This window comes from Neobacillus solisequens (assembly GCF_051233465.1).
Classification (GTDB): Bacteria; Bacillota; Bacilli; order Bacillales; family Cytobacillaceae; genus Neobacillus.
In genome coordinates this window covers 75,574-93,556 of sequence record NZ_JBKFGJ010000017.1, presented here as the reverse complement: position 1 = coordinate 93,556, position 17,983 = coordinate 75,574, and the positions used below count along the sequence as shown (strand labels likewise).

The window sequence follows — 17,983 nt, the reverse complement described above, 5'->3', positions numbered from 1 at the left end:
ACATTATTCAATCAGACTCCTAAAAGTTTGGCCTTCATCAAAGCTATGAATGACATTTCTCGATCAGACTCCTTTAAATCTGGCTTTCATCAGGGCTTAGAAAGACATTATTCAATCAGACTCCTAAAAATTTGGCCTTCATCAAAGCTATGAAAGACATTATTCCATAAGGATCCTTAGAAACTGGGGCTTCGACCAATCTTTGAATGGCTTTTCTCAATCAGACTCTCAAAAATCACTTCCTAAATCATCATCCATTTTTGAATAATTTCTCCTAAAACCGTCGATCATCTCTTGCGGAATAAACATATCCAACACCTAAAGCAATGGATATGAGTATAAAACCGCTAATGTATGCAAACTTGTGCATGCCAAAAACAAAGGCCAACACCGTTACTACTATTAAAAATAACAATAGATAAAAGAAAAACTTCCCCATGTGGGCACCCCCTAAAAACCAGTATTTGTAAATACTACGATTCTTATAGTGTAAAGTTTCAATCGATGTAAATTTTCTTTTACACTACTTTTTTCGATAGAAAAAAATTTTTATCTATTGACAAAAAAACAAGATGTAATTATTATAGTTACATGTAATACATTTAGTTACAACCAAAACCATTCAGGAGGAATTCAAATGAAAATATTAGTTACTGGAGCAACCGGAAAATTAGGGTCAAAAGTAGTTGAAGCCTTATTAAAAACCATACCTGCAAGCGACTTGGCAGTAAGTGTTCGAAATCCCGAGAAAGCAGAAGGACTCCGTGCACGTGGAGTGGAAGTCCGACAAGGAGATTTTGATCAGCTAGAAAGCTTAGACAATGCCTTTGCAGGGATTGATCGTTTATTAATCATTTCTGCCGATGGTGACAACGACACAAGAACTCGGCAACATGCTAATGCTGTAGCTGCTGCGGAACGTGCAGGAGTGAAATTTATTGCATACACCAGTCTAGCTGACGCAACCGAGAGCAAAAATATTTTCGCTCCAACACATGTTGCGACAGAAGCGGCCATTATCAAAACTGGAATCCCCTATTCTTTCTTGCGCAACAATTGGTACTTGGAAAACGAAATGGGAGGCATTCAAGGTGCGATTGCCGGAGCACCTTGGGTAACCTCTGCAGGTACAGGTAAAGTTGGCTGGTCACTTCAACAAGATTACGCGGAAGCTGCGGCTGCGGTCCTAGTTGGAAACGGACACGAAAATACTGTTTATGAACTCTCTGGGCCTCTTTTAACTCAAGAAGAATTGGCAACTGCCCTTGGTGCTGTCTTGGGAAAAGAAATTCCAGTTCAGCAAGTCAATGATGAAAAATATGCTGAGATCATGAAAGGTTTAGGGGTACCTGATTTTGCCATTCCGATTGTAGTAGGAATTCAAGAAAGTATTCGAAACGGTTCACTTGAAGTGGAAAGCAATGATTTTGAAAAAGTTCTTGGTCGGCCAATTACACCGATTAACGAAGCACTGACACAAATTGTTCATGCCATTTCACAATCAAAATAATATTAGAAAAGCCGAAGCTTAAGGGATTTCCCCCCTAATCTTCGGCTTTTTTTGAATTTCCAAAGCTGTTATGACTTGTGTGAAACTACTGTCCAGTTTTTACCTTCCCCCCCAAAAATGTCGAACCATGTTATGATACTTTTATAAAATAGTATTGTTGGATGGTGAGCGGGATTGAAAAAGGATAAGCTTTTATCGATTTTGGAAAGAGAGTTAGTGGTGGCACTGGGTTGTACGGAACCAGTTGCCATTGCTTTGGCCGCTGCAACAGCGAAAAGCCATGTAAAAGGACAAATTGAAAAAATCCATGTAAATGCCAGTGGAAATATTATTAAAAATGCAAAGTCGGTCGGAATCCCAGGTATGTCGGCTAAAGGTCTTGATTTCGCAGCAGCTCTTGGTGCAGCAGCAGGAAATCCAGAAAAAAAACTGGAGATTCTCGAAGGACTTACAAAAGAAGATGAACAGCTCGCCTTACAACTAATTAAAGCTGGGAAAGTCACTAGTGGACAAGCAGACACACCAAAGAAACTATTTATTGAGGTTATTATACAAACAGACCAACAAACGGCAAAGGTGGTTATTTCAGATAATCACAGCAATATTATCCTTATAGAAGTGGATGAATCAACCGTATTCCTGGGCGGCTGCGAAAATATCGGGATTCAAACTGATGATGAGGAATTAGATGAACTTACCATTGATGAAATTTACGACTGGCTTTTGTCTGTAAACCTTGATGACTTAGAGCTTGTAAGAAAGAGTATTGAATTAAATAAAAGAATCGGGTTAGAAGGATTGTCAGGAGAGTACGGGCTCAATGTTGGAAGAACCATTAAAGAGAATGTAAAAAAAGGCTATCTTTCTGATGATTTAGCCACAGCCGCCATGTCGCTCGCAGCTGCTGGATCAGATGCCAGAATGGCCGGCTCCACTCTTCCGGTAATGGCTAATACAGGAAGCGGAAATCAAGGGATTGCGGTGACCCTACCGGTGGTAGCCGTTGCAGAAAAATTGAAAGTCTCAGAGGAAAAGAAAATCCGTGCGGTTGCCCTTAGCCATCTGGTTACGATTCATATTAAATCCAAGTTTGGGAGATTGTCTGCTTTATGTGGTGTAACAGCTGCCGGAATGGGAGCAAGTGCAGCCATTGTTTATCTGCTTGATGGCGGTCTACCACAAATTAAAGCCGCCATTCAAAACACCATCGGCAATGTCTCAGGGATGATTTGCGACGGTGCAAAGGCAGGCTGCGCAATGAAAGTATCAACCTGTTCTAATGTCGCCGTTCAATCAGCGTTACTGGCACTAAGCAATCAAGAAATCCAATCAACCGACGGGTTCATTCATGATAACGTAGAAAAAAGCATTGAGTGCTTCTGCAAACTTGGAAACGAAGGAACTCATCAAACGGATCAACTTATCTTGCAATTAATGCTGGAAAAATAATAAACTTTCTCTGAAAATTTTGGGATATAAATAAACAACTTCATCATCCCTTTATTTCTTGTTTGGTATAGTTGTGATAGGTTATATATTAACTCATAAAAAAAGCAATGGGGTAACTCTAACGGGCTCTCTTGCTAGGGAGTTTTGTAATATAAGCAGCTATTTCCTCACCCGTTTCGGCAAATGGTTTGATGCTTAAGAAAGTATAACAATAGAAAAAAGAGCATCGATTTCGATGCTCTTTTAGTATTAAAACATTGAAGTATTTCTTGTTTAATTTCCTATATATTCAATCTTAGTCCAATCCACACTTTTATCCATCTCATATGTCTCTGAGGATTTTTTATAATTCACTCGTAATTTATCATTGGTAATCCATTTGATTTCAAATTGGTCATCCGAAACAAAAGTGTTTCCAGATTTATTCGGAAACTCCTCATCCGAATCTAAAAGCGATAACTGATATGAGATCCCTGTTGTTGCACCACAATCTCGCTGAAAAATATAAGCCACTTTATCTCCATTCGGTGACTGTAATTTTTGAACAATCTCATTTCCGCACATATCTCCAAATAGTTTGTCGAGAATATAACTACCCGTAAAAAACAGACCTATTATAACTATTACGGTTATCAATAGAGGTTTTAATTTTTTAAACCATTTTTTATTCATTGTTTCGAACCTTCCCTATTATAAGTTACCATAAATATATTATATCTTTTATAAGGCTTACTGTATGTTGTGGCAAATTGTTTGTCCGATAATAACGGATAATCCTATACCCTGTTATTAAGTTCATCAGAGGTGATTGGGATGTCCACTTCAACCTTTTAAATGGCTTTATATGAATAAAAATAGACTATTCCGCTTGTGCGAAATAGTCTGCAATTTTTACTGTTATTTCGGGTAAACTCCCTATGAAGAGAACCCGTTAGGGGAACTCCCGTTACTTTTTCCACTTCACTATTTTGGCTCAGAACCAGAAGCCGAGGATACTGTTTGTAAATTCTGTACCTTCTCAATCTTCACAGGTACTCCATTTAACACGGCATTCCCGGAGATTTTATCTACTACTTGTTCATCAGTTAAAATATTCATATTGATTCCAGGGTGTTTACTTGCTACCTGAAGGCGGATTCCAGAAAGGGAATGGCCCCAACCATGGGGGAGGCTAACGACTCCTGGCATGATATCATCTGTGATGTGAATGGGCACCTCGATCTGTCCAATACGAGATTGTACTAAGGCCTTGTCTCCCTTCGATAGCCCGCACCCATTCGCATCATTGGGATGAATGAAAAGCAAACAGCGGTCTTCTCCTTTAACTAGCACAGGAAGATTGTGCAACCATGAATTATTGCTCCGTAGATCCCTTCGGCCTACTAAGAGCAGTTCTTCTGAATTATTACTCTTTGAAAACTTGAGACGACTGACATCTTCAACCAATATGGATGGGGCTAACTCAATTTTTCCAGATGGTGTTTGAAGGATTTCCTTGATTCTTGGTTGAAGCGGACCCAAATCTATGCCATGAGGAGCAGCCTCGAGAACAGACAAGCTTAACCCAGCTGGATTTTTACCAAAATGCTCTCCATAAGGTCCCACTCGCAAATAAAAATCAAGTAAACGCTCAGGCCCCACTCTATCCTTCAACAAACCCATAATCTCTGTTAAATCCCTTTCATAAATAGGGGAATTGGGGTTTTTTACCTCGTGCCTTATCAATTCCTTAATAGTAAGGTCATTCCAAACTTTCCCTGCATCCCCCGCTATTGTCTCCGGACTGACGGCATTCGCCAAGTGGAGGAGAATTTCCCACTCGTCCATTTGCCCCTGGGGAAGTTCAAAAACGCGCGGAGAATAATGAGCAATATTTCGAATGGACAAATTATAAAAAGCAATATCATAATGTGATCTCTCCAGTGGAGATGGAACAGGCAACAATACGTGCGCATGCCTAGTCGTTTCATTTAAATAGCTGTCCACACTGACCATAAATTCCACTTGATCTAGAGCATCTTGTAATTTACTGCTATTTGGGACTGAAAGTGCCGGGTTTCCGGCCACAGATATGAAGGCTTTAATCTGGCCAGGTCCCGGCTCTTCAATTTCTTCCGCTAAGCAAGACACTGGCAGTTCTCCCAAAACTTCCGGAGATTTTCTGATTCTTGATTCATAACGTTTATAACGGACGTGGCGGGCTTTTTTCGAGAGGGCTCGCCTCGTTGCAGGATTTGGAAACATGACTCCTCCCTTACGATCCAAGTTTCCGGTAAGGATATTGATTACATCAATCAGCCAACTATTCATCGTACCGAAAAGTTGTGTGCAGGTTCCCATTCTGCCATAAACGATTGCTTTAGGAGCCTTGGCCAATTCATGTGCCAGTCGGCGAATCTTTAGGGCTGGAATACCGCATTCTGCAGAAATATCCTCAGGGGAAAAATCCTTCGAAAGCTTCTCTATTTCTTCTAGACCATGGATCAGGTCCGCCAATTCACCAGTTTTCGTCAAATTTTCATCAAAAAGGGTATGGATTATACCTAATAAAAAGAAAGCATCGGTACCCGGGCGAATAAAATGATGTTCATTCGCTTGTTTTGCCGTTACCGTACGGACCGGGTCTATGACAATAAGTTTGCCGCCTCGTTCTTGAAGAGCCTTTATTCTGCCTCTCATGTTGGGGGCCGTCATTAAACTGCCATTAGAAGTCAGCGGATTCGCTCCAATCATCAATAAATAATCAGTATGGTCAATATCAGGGATTGGAAGATTTGCATCACTGCCAAACATGAATTCAGCCGATAACTGTTTGGGAATTTGATCAAGTGTACTAGCAGAAAAAATGTTCTTGCTGCCCAATGCTCGCAAAAACGTCGGCCCATATAACATTCCGCCTAAATTGTGAACTGTAGGGTTTCCTAAATAAACGGCAACCGCATCCTTTCCATACTCTTCTATGATTGGACGAAGTCTCTTCCTTATTTCTTTAAAGGCCTCTTCCCAAGATACCTCTCTCCAGTTTTCTCCTTGGCGAATCATCGGTTTCCGGATTCGATCAGGATCTGCGTGTAATTCTTTTACGCTAAATCCTTTCGGGCATAAATATCCACGGCTAAACGGATCGTTTTTATCTCCTTTAATATGGACAACTTCCCTATCCTGAGTATGGATTTCCAAGCCACAAGTAGCTTCACATAATGGGCATGTTCGGTAGCTTATTTTAAAAGAACTAGTAGTTTTCCCTTCATTTTTTCCCATAATCAATCACAACTCTCCTTTTTCAAAATGAAAACTGGCATTCCTTGAAATCCCCTAATTCAAAAATATGACTGACATTTCCTAGTTATACAACTTCTCTAACCAACGATATTTTCTGTATATTCTGAATTTGTCACTTAAAAATTATAGAGCCCAAAACAGACTACTACAAAAGAAAATTCCCCATATTATTTCCAATTCCTTCTTTTTGAAAAAAATGATTCATCCTTTTTCACAAAAATAAAGAAAGGCATAGTAATCTGCCTTTCCTCATTTTTTTCTCTTAAACTCTTAATAATACTTCCCCATTCGACTCAATGACTTTTTTAAACCAATGATAGCTATCTTTTAACAGGCGTTTCTTACTTCCATTACCATAATCATCTTGGTCAATGTAGATAAATCCATACCGTTTAGACATTTCAGATGATGAACAACTGATTATATCAATAGGTCCCCAGGCATAGTAACCACGCAAGTCGACGCCGTCCTTGATGGCCTCTTTCATTTGTTCAATATGTGCGCGATAATAGTCAATTCTGTAAGGGTCGTGAATCTCTCCATTATCTAATTCGTCATAGTAACCAACGCCATTCTCTGTAATGTAGATCGGGCATTGATAGCGGTCATAGAATAGATTTAGATATGTTCTTAACCCTACTGGATCGATAGACCAGCCCCAAGGATTCGCAGGCAATAATGGATTACGATGATCTTGATTCCCGTCTCTAAAACTTTCTGCATCACAAATGCGAGTATAGTAGTAGGAGAATGACATAAAGTCTGCTGTATTTTTCAGTGCTTCCTCGTCACCATCACCAAATTCAACGTTTATGCCAATATCATCAAAATATCTAAACGCATATCCAGGATAATACCCGCGCAACAATACATCAGCAAAGAAGTATTCCATTTGATTATGGCGAACTGTTGCGAAAACATCTTCTGGTTTTGATGTGGCCGGATACGCTGGGCCGCCACATAACATCATGCCTATTTGCAGTTCCGGATAGTTCTCGTGGGCATATTTTGTTGCATATCCACAAGCGACCATTTCATTGTGAACTCCTTGATATTTTGCTTCTAATAAGTGATCTACTTTATCTTCGGCAATCCCTAAATGATTAAAAGATTCATGTACGATTAAGTTAATTTGGTTAATAATAATCCAGTGTTTTACTTTTTCGTGGTAGCGATCAAATAAGACTTTACAAAAACGAGTAAAGAATTCAATTAATTCACGAGAATACCAACCTTTATAAGCAGTAGTTAGATGAATCGGCATTTCATAGTGAGATATGGTAATCATGGGAACCATGCCAAGTCTGTTGATCTCATCAAATAACTCATCATAGAATTTCAGACCTTCTTCATTTGGCTCTAATTCATCCCCGTTAGGGAATATTCGTGACCAGGCCACAGATGTCCTAAATGTTTTCAAACCCATATCTGCTAATAGTTTTAAGTCTTCCTTATAAGTATGATAGAAGTCAATACCCCAACGCTTAGGGAAAACACGGTCTGAACTGTTTAATGCTTCTTCAATGTACTCCGTATTAATTTCTTTATTCATTTTATTCTCAATTGGGATGTCATTACGAAATTCATTAATGTCTGCGACACTTAATCCTCTGCCATTAAGATTATACGCGCCTTCAGCTTGGTTTGCGGCAATGGCGCCTCCCCATAAAAAGTTTTTTGGAAAACCAGTAGGCACTTTTCTCATGATTCATTCACCTTTTCTAGATTTTCTAATTTTGCTAAACGTGCATCATACGCTTCAAAAATCTTGATCATTCGTTTTGCAATATTAATTTCACTGTAAATCGTCATTAATGTATCTTGCGCATGGGCAAAGAGTACAGAATAAACACCCACTTCACCTTGTGTCTCAGCTGAAATAGAATTTGTCTGAATATGATGAGCTTTGACAATTTCGTCACTGGCGCGTTCCATTTCTTCTTTTGCTTTTTCAAAATTGCTGTTTTCTATTGCTTTTAAGGCGTTCATACAATGGACACGGGCATCTCCGGCATGGAGAATAATTTGCATTGCATTTTTGGCAGTATTATCGTCAATCATGTTTAAAATCTCCTCAAATCATTATTTTGCTTCTTTTAGAGTTGATGTGGTCGTTGTTTTATTTGATTCGTTCGCCATTTCTTGTTTTTCATAGACTTTAAAGAATGGATACCAAATAAGTGTTGCAACAGTCACACAGATCAGCATTAAAATAATTCCGCTGATAGAGCCGCCTGTTACAGCCCAAGTAGATATCGGAAATGGCGTATACCATAAATCAAATACAATCTTAGGGATGGGTGCAAAATGAATGGTTTTTGTAAATACCCAGATAATGATTGGCAAAATGGTACCAATAATCCACATTGGTAGCATCATGATTGGGTTCCAAGCAATCGCTCCGAAGACAACCGGTTCATTTATGTTGAAAATACCAGGTGTGATACACGCTCGTCCGAGGGCCTTAAGTTTAGCATTCTTTGAAAAAGCCATCATGATGACGAGCGGCAATGTTGTTCCAATACCACCCACATAAAGATAGGCAGAAAAAATCGTTTCCGATGTCACTAGATAATGAGCTCCTGCGGTGGCATTGGCAGTGATAGCAGCCAGATAGATTGGCTTGGTAACTGGCGTCAATACCCAAGTAGATATACCAAGTGTATACAAGAAACAGGTAACGAAACTCATAAGTGCGAAACCCCAAGGCGACTCCATGATTTTTCCAAGTGGTTTAAATAGAGTTTGAATCGCATTGTATAAATCAAAGCCAGCTATATCTACTACCAACCATGTTGTTACAATGACAACGGCTATTGGCAGCATGGCATCAAACCAAGCGCGAACAAAGTCTGGAATCACGGAATCTTCCTTAAAGAAGGAGAATTTTCCGAAAAGACCCATGATGATTCCGGTAAATACACCTGCAACGATTGCTACAAACATACCGCCTGCACCCAATGATTCATGGCTGAAACCAATTGCTTTATCATGTGTGACTTGCGGGGTAATAATAATTAAGAAAGTAATAAGACCAGTACATCCGGCAATAAATCGTTGCTTACGCAGCCGCTTCTTTTCCATCAAGTTAAATGGTATTAAAAAGGAGATTAACAAAGATAATACGCCCATTGTCCATCCGAACAGTGTCCAAAAGTTAGGGTAGTTTTTAATATGGAATACATCACCAGGAATGGTTAACAAACAGAACACAGAACCCAATAAAATAAAAGGAAGCAATTGCATGATCGAGTCTTTTAATGTGGTAACCCAAACATTATTATTAATTTTCATCATTTTGGGAGAGAAATCATTTTCCAGCCATTTTATCAATTTTTGCATATGAATATGCACCTCGAATCCATAAGTATTAGAATTCCTTTAATAAATCTTCCAGAGCAGCGTCTCCATCAAGAGTTGAATAGTAACTTGGCTTCATAAGAAGTACTTTTACTTCTGTGTCGCCAATATATTCTTCGATATCTTCCATAATATAGGCTAAGTGCGGACCGACCATCAGAGCATCAATTTCATCAATATAGTTTTCAATTTCCGCTTCTCCACGTGCCTTAATACTAATGTCAATATTTCGTTTTGCTGCTGCTTTTCGGATATTGGATGCCATAAATCCTGAACTTGCCCCAGACCCACAAACTAATAAGACATTTAATTTTTTCATCTGAATCGCCTCAGTTTCAATTTATTTGATAGCGCTATCATTTATATATCCACTATAAAATGAATCTCGACTTCTCTCAAATATTCCCTTACACTAAGGTGGTGCAAGAAAATATTTTTCATGGTGCAAATCTATGTTTTTCACGGTGCAAATCTACATTTTATGTTGATATGAGGTTGAAAATATATGAATATTAAATACAGAAATATCCTTCGCCAGCTTAGTATGCAGAACGGATGGACATCTTCCTCACAGCTTGCCAATGCACTGGGTATTTCAAAGCGAAGTGTAAAAACTTATATTGCTGATATAAACTCCTTAGAAAAAGGATTAATTCTTTCTTCCAAAATGGGTTATCAAGTGGATCTGAAAAGATTAAATCCATTCCTGTCATCAATGAATCGGACCATACCACAAACCCCGAAAGAACGAGCTGATTATTTGATAAAAAGCCTCGTTAATGTGGAAGGTTCCTTAAATATTTACGATTTAAGTGAGGAATTGTTTATCAGTGAAGTTACGTTAAAAGGCGATTTACGTAAAGTAAAAAAGCGTTTAATGAATCATGATTTGGAACTGAGAGCTTATGGGGACATAATTGAAATTGTCGGGAGTGAAAAGAGTAAACGGAAATTGATGAGCTCGATGCTCTATAGTGAGACAAATGACAATTTCCTTGATATAGATAAGCTTAAGACATCTTTTGAAGGATTTGATATCGATTATATCCGTGATGTAGTTGTTGAGGTATTTTCCACACATCATTATTTTACAAATGATTATTCCCTGACAAATGTGATCCTGCACATAGCTATTGCAATTGATCGGATGAAGAACCACTTTATTTACCCAAAGCAAGTGGATGGGGAAATAATTCAAGAAAAGGAATATAAAATTGCAAGTGAAATTGCTAAGAAACTAGGGGAGCATTTCGGCCTCGATTACTCTGAAGGTGAATTGCGTGACCTTATGCTTCTAATATCCAGTAGTGGAACAAGTGTTAATTTTATGCATTTGCAGCTATCTGATTTGCAAGATGTTGCCGGATTACAATGCTTAAATTTGGTTGGAAAAATTCTTGATGAATTACAAAATAATTATTATCTTTTCATTGAGGATGCAGACTTTTTGGTACGCTTCACCCTTCATATTAAAAATTTACTTATGCGTTTGGAGAATCATTTTTCAAGCAAGAATCCCTTAACTTCAACCATTAAGCTGAATTGCCCTTCCATCTATGATTGTGCGGTTCATGTTTCTTATACGATCAAGGAAGAAACAGGCTTTAGTATGAATGATGACGAAATTGCCTATATTGCTTTTCATTTGGGCTATGCCTTAGAAATGCAAAAACAGGCCAATTCCAAAATTACCTGTTCCATCCTTTTTCCTTTTTACTATAATTACAATGTACAGTTGACAGACAAGTTAACAAAACAATTTGGTGAAGAACTTCTTATACAACACATTGTCACTAATGAGAGTGATTTGAATGCACTTAACAGTGACTTGGTTATTTCCGCCGTTCAGCTCAATTCGGTTCCAAAGATACCTTTTGTTGTCATCAATCCTTTTTTCTCAAGCATCGATCAGAAAAAGGTCACCAATAAGATTAGCGAACTTAAAGAAATAAAACGTAGGGAATCTTTCAAAAAAAATATCGAAGCGATCATTGACGAACAACTATTCGAACTCGTTCATACTGAAGGGACCAAAGAGGAATCGTTGACTATGATGTGTAAAATCATGGAACAAAAAGGATTTGTGGACAACAGTTTTCTTACCAGCGTAAAAGAACGAGAATCTATGTCCGCCACAGCTTTTGGACGTATTGCTATTCCACACGCAATCAAAATGAATGCCAAAAAGACTGGAATGTTTGTTTTATTAAATACAAAAGGGATTAAGTGGAATGATCTAGACGTGAATTTAGTCTTCCTCTTATCTGTAAGTAAGGATGATAGGAGAATATTTCATGAGGTTATGGACTCTCTAGCCACGATATTGACGGACGAAGGAAATGTTGCCAAAATAGTTACTGCAACAGACTATCAAAGCTTTGTTGATTTGCTAGTTTCGTGTTATTAACGAGTAATCAAAATATGTCAGAACTATAACTACTTTCCGATTGGGAAACCACCATCATTCCTACCTATCTTTTAGAAAACGAATATTACTAAATAATCGCAAAGCCAAAAAACTGCATCCAAAAAGTGTCATAAATACATGATAAAGACCGTCTCTTTAATAAAAGGCGGTCTTTTCATACGACTATTTAGAAAGTGATTCTTTCCATTTCTTAACCAATCGCTTTGGTGCCGCACTCAGATAAGCTTCTTGGATTAACTCTGATAGTTCATTCCAATCGTTTTCCTTTGGATTTTTAATCGATACCCATCCGTAACGTCCGATAAAAGGAGTTTTGTAAAAATACTCCTTCTGCAGCAAGAACTCCTGAGTTTCCCTGTCAGACTTGAACGACAAATTGAATCCATTCTTCTCTCTTTCGCCTATGATCACAAATGACTTTCAAGTGATTTTAAACGTAATATGCCCATGACCGTCAACAATTTCAACGGCATCAGGCAAGGAAGGACAAATCTTACGTACATTCTCCAAGTTGCCGGCAACCTCTGGTAAATTCATGCTATTTTGCATTTTCATCGGGTTGATGAATGCCAAAAACATTTCCTTCGGTATCTAAATAGTAGCCTTGCCAAGCCATTCCCGGCAGAGCGTACTTTGGCATGGCCAATTTTCCGCCATTCTCCAAAATTTTCGCTTCTGTTTCATCATAATTTCCCACACCCATTGTACAAGCATAGCCATTTACAGCCTGACCGGGTTGTGGCGCAGCACTTTGCCGCTGCATCAGCGCTCCATTAATCCCTAGCTGGCTTTCATCACCGGTCACTGCCCCAAAGTAAGGCATTCCGGCATACTCTGTCCAATCCTGAAATGTCCAGCCAAATACCTCGCCATAAAACTTCTTTGCACGTTCCATGTCATCTACATGAATTTCGAAATGGATTAGTCTCCCCATCATTGCCTCCTATTTTTTAAAAAGAATATCCTTAACTAATTCATTATGTTTACTCAAGATTCCTTTCCATTATCGGAATTTAACAGGAAAAATATTCAAATTATGATTGACCATTAAAAATCTTTAACTAAATTGGGAGGTATCCTACTACTGCCACAATGGAGCCATAAGTTTCTCTATTAAAAAAACAGGCAAATGCATGTTGCATTTGCCTGTTCCTACTTTACCCTTTTATAGATCTGGATTAAAAACGCCACTTGATTTGCTTGCAATTTTTGTAATTAAACCATCTCTCAATAATTTTGCTTGTTTAACGGCATTCAGAGCCTTGTAATTACTATATTGTGTTATATATTGAAGTGCTTTTTTCTTATCAGTGGAATAAAGGTTTACTGCATTTTTTTCAATATAGTTTTGATTTTTTAATAAGTTATCTTGGTATTGATTCCAATAGTTTTTCACTCCGACTCCCAGCACAGCTGGATTTGTTGCTGCTAAAGCCGCTGGGGCACGGAATGCCCAATAGGCAGACTGATCGCTATATTTATCATTGCCAAGTTTATAAGAAGCTGGAGTGTCTGTTATTCCTTGATAGAATGGTAGGTACACACTGTATTCAGGATTAGCCAAGCTTAGCCACATGACATTCGCGATGTCAGCAGGCATATTTGATCTCAATTGGATAACATGAGATTCAACTGTACGGTCGACACCAACGGCACGTTCGTTTTTACCAGTTGGTGTTGATGGATCATACGGTGTTCCCTCATAGTGAGAACCTAAGAATTGCATGATCTCCTTTGGTTTAATTTTCTTATCTGGAACCATAAATAGTGGGTAACGTTTTAGATTTGCATCTTGTACCTTAGATGGAGTAAATGTTTTTTGTCCCCACCATTCGCGTCGAGAATTGTATAGTTGACCTACATCTCCATAAACCCCAGCGAAGTCAAATTTTTGGCCTTGTTGATAGTTGGTAATTAGACCATTTTTAACTGCAAAGGAAATTAATGTTTTGGAACCGATAAAGTTATTTGTATCAGAAAGATCCACGTTATCAATTCTTAGGCCATTAGCAACTATTAGATAAGCAGTATCAGGTACCTTTTCTGCAACCCACTGATGTCCAGTTCCAACCTCAAAATACCAAATTTCATTTTTATCGGCAATTGCAAGACCATTAGCCTCTGCTGAACCGTATTTTTCGATATAAGAACCGAGTAACTGTGCACCTTCCCGGGCTGTTTTTACTCGTGGCAAAATCAAGCTTGGAATTACAGACTCAGTGACTCCTTTTTCTATGAATGGATCAACTGCCTCTGCTTGCTTATTGGCATATGCACTGTTTGTTGCTGAGACTGCTACTCCATATTCATTAATTCCTGCCTCTTCGAAAGGCCCTTCAGATGGATCCCAGTCAGGTACAGCTATGTACTTATAAGAAACGGATGGCTGCAGAACGGTTAAACCTGTTGCAAAACTTTGTTTTTCCCCAGTTTTATGACTTGCCCTCGGAAAAACTTTGACATGCTTTGCCCATGCACTTGAAACATCCTCATTTCGAGCAACTAAGACGGAGCCATCAGCTGTGGCTTTTTTTCCGGCAAAAACCGATGTACAAGCACTTGCTGGAAAAGCAAAGCCCCCTGCTAATAAGACAGCAGTGGCTGCAACTGCGATTGCTTTTTTCATACTGTGTGCCTTCATTATCCTTCCTCCTTATATCCTTTTTTTGGACGTTTTTATTCTATCATTAGTAAATTGCTAGAATTGTAAGCGTGTTCACATTTTTGTATTTTTCACAAAAGGTTCATTTTCAATAAAATATTAAACAAAGATATATTTTTGGACAAAAAAAGAAGATAGGGTTGCTACAAATCCTATCTTCTTCGCTTTTTATTTAATTTTTAGCATTGGAAAACCGTCCAATTAATACCCAATACAAGGTTAAACAACATACAGTTATTATAGATAGAACCAATAAAATATTACTATATAAAGAAATGTTCGGATTGGTGATATACCCAAGGAAGGTTCCTTTCATTGATGGGTGATCCAACATGGCTGCCGTATAGGCAATCCCAATGGAGCAGGCCACATTTATTGTTAAATTAAAGAATCCTACAGCAGTTCCCGACTTTTCCTTGGCAATTGTGCCGACACATGAGTCAATCAACGGTGCATACATAAAGGCAAATGAACTGGCAAATATAATCATGGAGATCACAAACACAATCACAGAACTTTGGATAAAGAAGGCTCCGGCTAGCAGACTAATAGTAATCCCAGCCATTGCAATCGTAATACATTGTCTTGTTCCCATTAACTTGGCTGTCTTTCCAGAAAGAGCTCCAATTACAGCTGCTAGAACATAACCTGGGATTAACAGTAATGAAATGGTATCCAGTTTTAAATGATATATTTTTTCAAGTAGAAACGGAAACAAGAAAATATACGCTAACTGGATGGAATAAATAATAAAGGTAATCGCTAATGTTGAAAGAAATTGTTTGTTTTTGAAAAAAGAAATACCAATAAATGCTTTTGAATTCTTGCTAATATATAGTAAAAATAAGACTATTGCTGCAACAAATCCAAGTAAATAAAGGAAATTAAAATCCGTAATATATAACAATAGTGAAGCAGATATTGCAGCAATTAAAACCAATCCTACTACATCAATACTGCCCGATTTTCTTTCTTCATTCGGTAAATACTTTAGTATATAGGGAAGAAAGAGAAGGGTAATTAATGGAACCAAAAATAACGTGGTCCAATGAAAATAGGTTGAGATGTATCCACCAGTCAGGGCTCCAATTACCTGCGAAAGAGCAAAACTGCTAGTACTTAACCCTAAAAACTTCTTTTGTTCATTTGCTGGCAAATGTTTAGTTACAAAAATAACATATAATGTCTCAGCTGAAGCTAATCCTGCAGTTTGAATAATTCTTGATAAAACGACTAGAATAAAGGAATGTTGGAAAATATAACCCAGAATGGATCCAACACATATTAGGATGATTCCCACAGCAAAGAGTCGTTTTATGCTGATGGTGTCTGCCAATGCGGCGTAAACGACTGCTCCGATTCCGATCATTAATCCAGCAAGTGTAGCTTGCCAGCTAACCATCGTTGCAGATATATTAAAATCCTTTGCCATATCTACTGAAATGATTTTAAATGAATTGTCAATGACTAAACAAAGTAGAAACAATAGTAAAATAACAGGTACTGCTTTTTTGACATTATATTCTCTTGTTTCAGCGATTGTTGCAGTTGCACTCATGGTTGCCATTTGATTTTTCTCCTCTTCGCATTTGTTTGAAGTTCATAGCTGTCATTGTTAACTCAGACTTTAAGATTTAAGCAAGTTCTAAGGCAATTTCCATCATATTAGTAAAGGCTGTTTCTCTTTCCTCTGGTGTTGTTTGCTCATTTCTCAAAATGTGGTCGCTGACGGTGAAAAGCCCAAGTGCATTAACACCCGCATAGGCGGCATTCATATAAAGAGCTGCCGTCTCCATTTCCACACTTAAAATGCCCATTTCCTTCCATTTTTCTACCGCGGTCGGGTCTGCATTGTAAAAGATATCACTCGAAAGTACATTTCCAACATGAACCGGAAGATCTTTTCCATCTGCTATCTTCTTGGCTTTCTCTAGTAATGAAAAAGAAGCGATATTTGAAAAATGCCCAGGTAGCTTATATTGATGTACATAGCGAGAATCTGTGGATGCTCCCATTGCGAATACAATATCATACAGATTTAACTGATCTTGAATGGCCCCACAAGAGCCAATCCGGATTAAATTTTTCACACCGAAAACATGAATTAATTCCCATGAATAGATGCTCATGCTAGGCATCCCCATACCTGTCCCCATTACCGAGATTTTCTTCCCTTTATACGTTCCTGTATAACCAAACATATTACGGACAGAATTGAACTGCACTACATCTTTCAAGTAGGTCTCAGCAATAAATTTGGCTCTTAAAGGATCGCCAGGTAAAAGGATTGTTTCCGCAATTTCTACTCCATTTGGTTTGATATGTGCTGTTTCTTTAGTAGTGTTCATTTTACATTCTCCTTACAATATAGTAATAATGGTGCCGCTTACATTGCTTCTAAAAAAACATACAACTTTGTATAGTTGTATAAAAACTTGTCTAATCTCAACAATGAAAAGGTTATCATAAACAAAAATTACTTACAATAGATTTTTTGTGAACAAAATAAAAACAGTGCATTTTATTAAAAAGGCACTGTTAAAAAGATCTATTTAGATGCATTTATGGTGATTTGACTGAGCTCGGTAGGAATATAAAATTTATTATGGACAACCGGGTATTTATCACTAATATAAACACTTTCTAAAATCAAGTTGCATTCTTTCCCACTAGAAATTTTAGATTTTTTATGGGAAGGAATTTTAATAAAATTGGAACGTTTAATTTCAATCGTTGATGAATTCGCAAGGTCATATATTTTTTGTTCAAGCATTTCTAATATTTGTTGTTTGTCTTGTAGGTCCAAATCTAATTCTGAAATGGCCTCGATGGCCATCATGGAAAAAGCATAGGCAACCACTTCATCGCCATTCATATACCAGCGGTCAACAGAAACAATCGCGGTCATATTTCTATTTAATACTTGCTTAGCATAGTCACTGACCAATTCAATTCTAACTTCTATTTCCACGTCATCTACTTTTTCAAGATAACATTTATAAAGAGGATTACCCATTTTCTCTAACCCAAAAGCCTTTTGGTTTTGATGAAATTTTGTGATAAAATTCCCTTTCCCATGGATATTTTTAACCAAACCATCCTCTTGTAATAGAGAGAGTGCGTGTCTAAGTGTCATTCTGCTGACACCTAATATTTTTGCTAATTCTGGTTCTGTCGGAAGCCTACTGTCAGGAGGAAATGTTCCATCCATTATTAATTTATATAATTTATGATAAATAGTAATAAATAATGGAGATTTGGTTTTAGTAAGATTCTCAGGTTTTAAATTCAT

16 protein-coding genes are annotated in these 17,983 nt (G+C 37.9%); 3 read left to right on the top strand and 13 right to left on the bottom strand.

Annotated features, from left to right (window positions below):
- Positions 1–274: 274 nt before the first annotated feature.
- Positions 275–439, bottom strand: a complete 165-nt coding sequence (locus ACI3K6_RS16200) for a hypothetical protein (protein WP_435555636.1) — start codon at positions 437–439, stop codon at positions 275–277.
- Between the two features lie 198 nt (positions 440–637).
- Between ACI3K6_RS16200 and ACI3K6_RS16195 the strand changes: the two genes are divergently transcribed.
- Together ACI3K6_RS16195 and ACI3K6_RS16190 are read left to right on the top strand one after the other, a co-directional pair.
- A complete protein-coding gene (locus ACI3K6_RS16195) occupies positions 638–1,510 on the top strand; it encodes an SDR family oxidoreductase (protein ID WP_435555635.1) in 873 nt (290 codons plus the stop codon).
- Positions 1,511–1,684: 174 nt separating this feature from the next.
- On the top strand, positions 1,685–2,959 hold the full coding sequence (locus ACI3K6_RS16190) for an L-cysteine desulfidase family protein (protein ID WP_435555634.1): 1,275 nt from the start codon (positions 1,685–1,687) through the stop codon (positions 2,957–2,959).
- Between the two features lie 273 nt (positions 2,960–3,232).
- Here the strand turns inward: ACI3K6_RS16190 and ACI3K6_RS16185 are convergent, their stop codons facing one another.
- The 6 genes from ACI3K6_RS16185 to ACI3K6_RS16160 all read right to left on the bottom strand — a co-directional run bounded on the left by ACI3K6_RS16185 (position 3,233) and on the right by ACI3K6_RS16160 (position 9,920).
- Positions 3,233–3,631 carry a DUF5412 family protein gene (locus ACI3K6_RS16185; RefSeq protein WP_335480617.1) on the bottom strand — a complete coding sequence of 133 codons (399 nt, stop codon included), beginning with the start codon at positions 3,629–3,631 and terminating at the stop codon, positions 3,233–3,235.
- A gap of 291 nt (positions 3,632–3,922) precedes the next feature.
- On the bottom strand, positions 3,923–6,220 hold the full coding sequence (locus tag ACI3K6_RS16180) for a molybdopterin-dependent oxidoreductase (RefSeq protein WP_435555707.1): 2,298 nt from the start codon (positions 6,218–6,220) through the stop codon (positions 3,923–3,925).
- A 283-nt stretch (positions 6,221–6,503) separates the two neighbouring features.
- Positions 6,504–7,946, bottom strand: a complete 1,443-nt coding sequence (locus ACI3K6_RS16175; protein WP_435555633.1) for a glycoside hydrolase family 1 protein — start codon at positions 7,944–7,946, stop codon at positions 6,504–6,506.
- Entirely contained in the window at positions 7,943–8,302 is a 360-nt protein-coding gene (locus tag ACI3K6_RS16170) for a PTS sugar transporter subunit IIA (RefSeq protein WP_435555632.1), read from the bottom strand. Before ACI3K6_RS16170 ends, ACI3K6_RS16175 begins: the two co-directional genes overlap by 4 nt.
- A gap of 21 nt (positions 8,303–8,323) precedes the next feature.
- On the bottom strand, positions 8,324–9,583 hold the full coding sequence (locus ACI3K6_RS16165) for a PTS sugar transporter subunit IIC (protein ID WP_435555631.1): 1,260 nt from the start codon (positions 9,581–9,583) through the stop codon (positions 8,324–8,326).
- Positions 9,584–9,611: 28 nt separating this feature from the next.
- Positions 9,612–9,920, bottom strand: a complete 309-nt coding sequence (locus ACI3K6_RS16160) for a PTS sugar transporter subunit IIB (protein ID WP_435555630.1) — start codon at positions 9,918–9,920, stop codon at positions 9,612–9,614.
- 186 nt (positions 9,921–10,106) lie between these two features.
- Here ACI3K6_RS16160 and ACI3K6_RS16155 point away from each other — a divergent pair, with 186 nt between their 5' ends.
- Positions 10,107–12,008, top strand: a complete 1,902-nt coding sequence (locus ACI3K6_RS16155; RefSeq protein ID WP_435555629.1) for a BglG family transcription antiterminator — start codon at positions 10,107–10,109, stop codon at positions 12,006–12,008.
- Between the two features lie 183 nt (positions 12,009–12,191).
- Here ACI3K6_RS16155 and ACI3K6_RS16150 read toward each other — a convergent pair whose 3' ends face one another.
- From ACI3K6_RS16150 to ACI3K6_RS16125, 6 genes are all read right to left on the bottom strand, one after another.
- Positions 12,192–12,440: an MmcQ/YjbR family DNA-binding protein gene (locus ACI3K6_RS16150; RefSeq protein ID WP_435555628.1), complete on the bottom strand. Its 249-nt coding sequence runs from the start codon at positions 12,438–12,440 to the stop codon at positions 12,192–12,194.
- Between the two features lie 127 nt (positions 12,441–12,567).
- Positions 12,568–12,963 (bottom strand): VOC family protein, encoded by a 396-nt coding sequence (locus ACI3K6_RS16145; RefSeq protein WP_435555627.1) that lies wholly within the window; start codon positions 12,961–12,963, stop codon positions 12,568–12,570.
- Between the two features lie 231 nt (positions 12,964–13,194).
- On the bottom strand, positions 13,195–14,670 hold the full coding sequence (locus tag ACI3K6_RS16140; RefSeq protein WP_435555626.1) for a C69 family dipeptidase: 1,476 nt from the start codon (positions 14,668–14,670) through the stop codon (positions 13,195–13,197).
- Positions 14,671–14,863: 193 nt separating this feature from the next.
- On the bottom strand, positions 14,864–16,249 hold the full coding sequence (locus ACI3K6_RS16135; RefSeq protein WP_435555706.1) for an MFS transporter: 1,386 nt from the start codon (positions 16,247–16,249) through the stop codon (positions 14,864–14,866).
- Between the two features lie 76 nt (positions 16,250–16,325).
- A complete protein-coding gene (gene deoD / locus ACI3K6_RS16130) occupies positions 16,326–17,039 on the bottom strand; it encodes a purine-nucleoside phosphorylase (RefSeq protein WP_435555625.1) in 714 nt (237 codons plus the stop codon).
- A gap of 200 nt (positions 17,040–17,239) precedes the next feature.
- Positions 17,240–17,983: a GntR family transcriptional regulator gene (locus tag ACI3K6_RS16125; protein WP_435555624.1), complete on the bottom strand. Its 744-nt coding sequence runs from the start codon at positions 17,981–17,983 to the stop codon at positions 17,240–17,242.

What these genes read in the sequence shown, in the direction of transcription:
- ACI3K6_RS16200 (WP_435555636.1), bottom strand. Translation starts at nt 439, where the DNA reads ATGGGGAAGTTTTTCTTTTATCTATTGTTATTTTTAATAGTAGTAACG.
- ACI3K6_RS16195 (WP_435555635.1), top strand. Translation starts at nt 638, where the DNA reads ATGAAAATATTAGTTACTGGAGCAACCGGAAAATTAGGGTCAAAAGTA.
- ACI3K6_RS16185 (WP_335480617.1), bottom strand. Translation starts at nt 3,631, where the DNA reads ATGAATAAAAAATGGTTTAAAAAATTAAAACCTCTATTGATAACCGTA.
- ACI3K6_RS16180 (WP_435555707.1), bottom strand. Translation starts at nt 6,220, where the DNA reads ATGGGAAAAAATGAAGGGAAAACTACTAGTTCTTTTAAAATAAGCTAC.
- ACI3K6_RS16175 (WP_435555633.1), bottom strand. Translation starts at nt 7,946, where the DNA reads ATGAGAAAAGTGCCTACTGGTTTTCCAAAAAACTTTTTATGGGGAGGC.
- ACI3K6_RS16170 (WP_435555632.1), bottom strand. Translation starts at nt 8,302, where the DNA reads ATGATTGACGATAATACTGCCAAAAATGCAATGCAAATTATTCTCCAT.
- ACI3K6_RS16165 (WP_435555631.1), bottom strand. Translation starts at nt 9,583, where the DNA reads ATGCAAAAATTGATAAAATGGCTGGAAAATGATTTCTCTCCCAAAATG.
- ACI3K6_RS16160 (WP_435555630.1), bottom strand. Translation starts at nt 9,920, where the DNA reads ATGAAAAAATTAAATGTCTTATTAGTTTGTGGGTCTGGGGCAAGTTCA.
- ACI3K6_RS16155 (WP_435555629.1), top strand. Translation starts at nt 10,107, where the DNA reads ATGAATATTAAATACAGAAATATCCTTCGCCAGCTTAGTATGCAGAAC.
- ACI3K6_RS16145 (WP_435555627.1), bottom strand. Translation starts at nt 12,963, where the DNA reads ATGGGGAGACTAATCCATTTCGAAATTCATGTAGATGACATGGAACGT.
- ACI3K6_RS16140 (WP_435555626.1), bottom strand. Translation starts at nt 14,670, where the DNA reads ATGAAGGCACACAGTATGAAAAAAGCAATCGCAGTTGCAGCCACTGCT.
- ACI3K6_RS16135 (WP_435555706.1), bottom strand. Translation starts at nt 16,249, where the DNA reads ATGAGTGCAACTGCAACAATCGCTGAAACAAGAGAATATAATGTCAAA.
- deoD (WP_435555625.1), bottom strand. Translation starts at nt 17,039, where the DNA reads ATGAACACTACTAAAGAAACAGCACATATCAAACCAAATGGAGTAGAA.
- ACI3K6_RS16125 (WP_435555624.1), bottom strand. Translation starts at nt 17,983, where the DNA reads ATGAATTTAAAACCTGAGAATCTTACTAAAACCAAATCTCCATTATTT.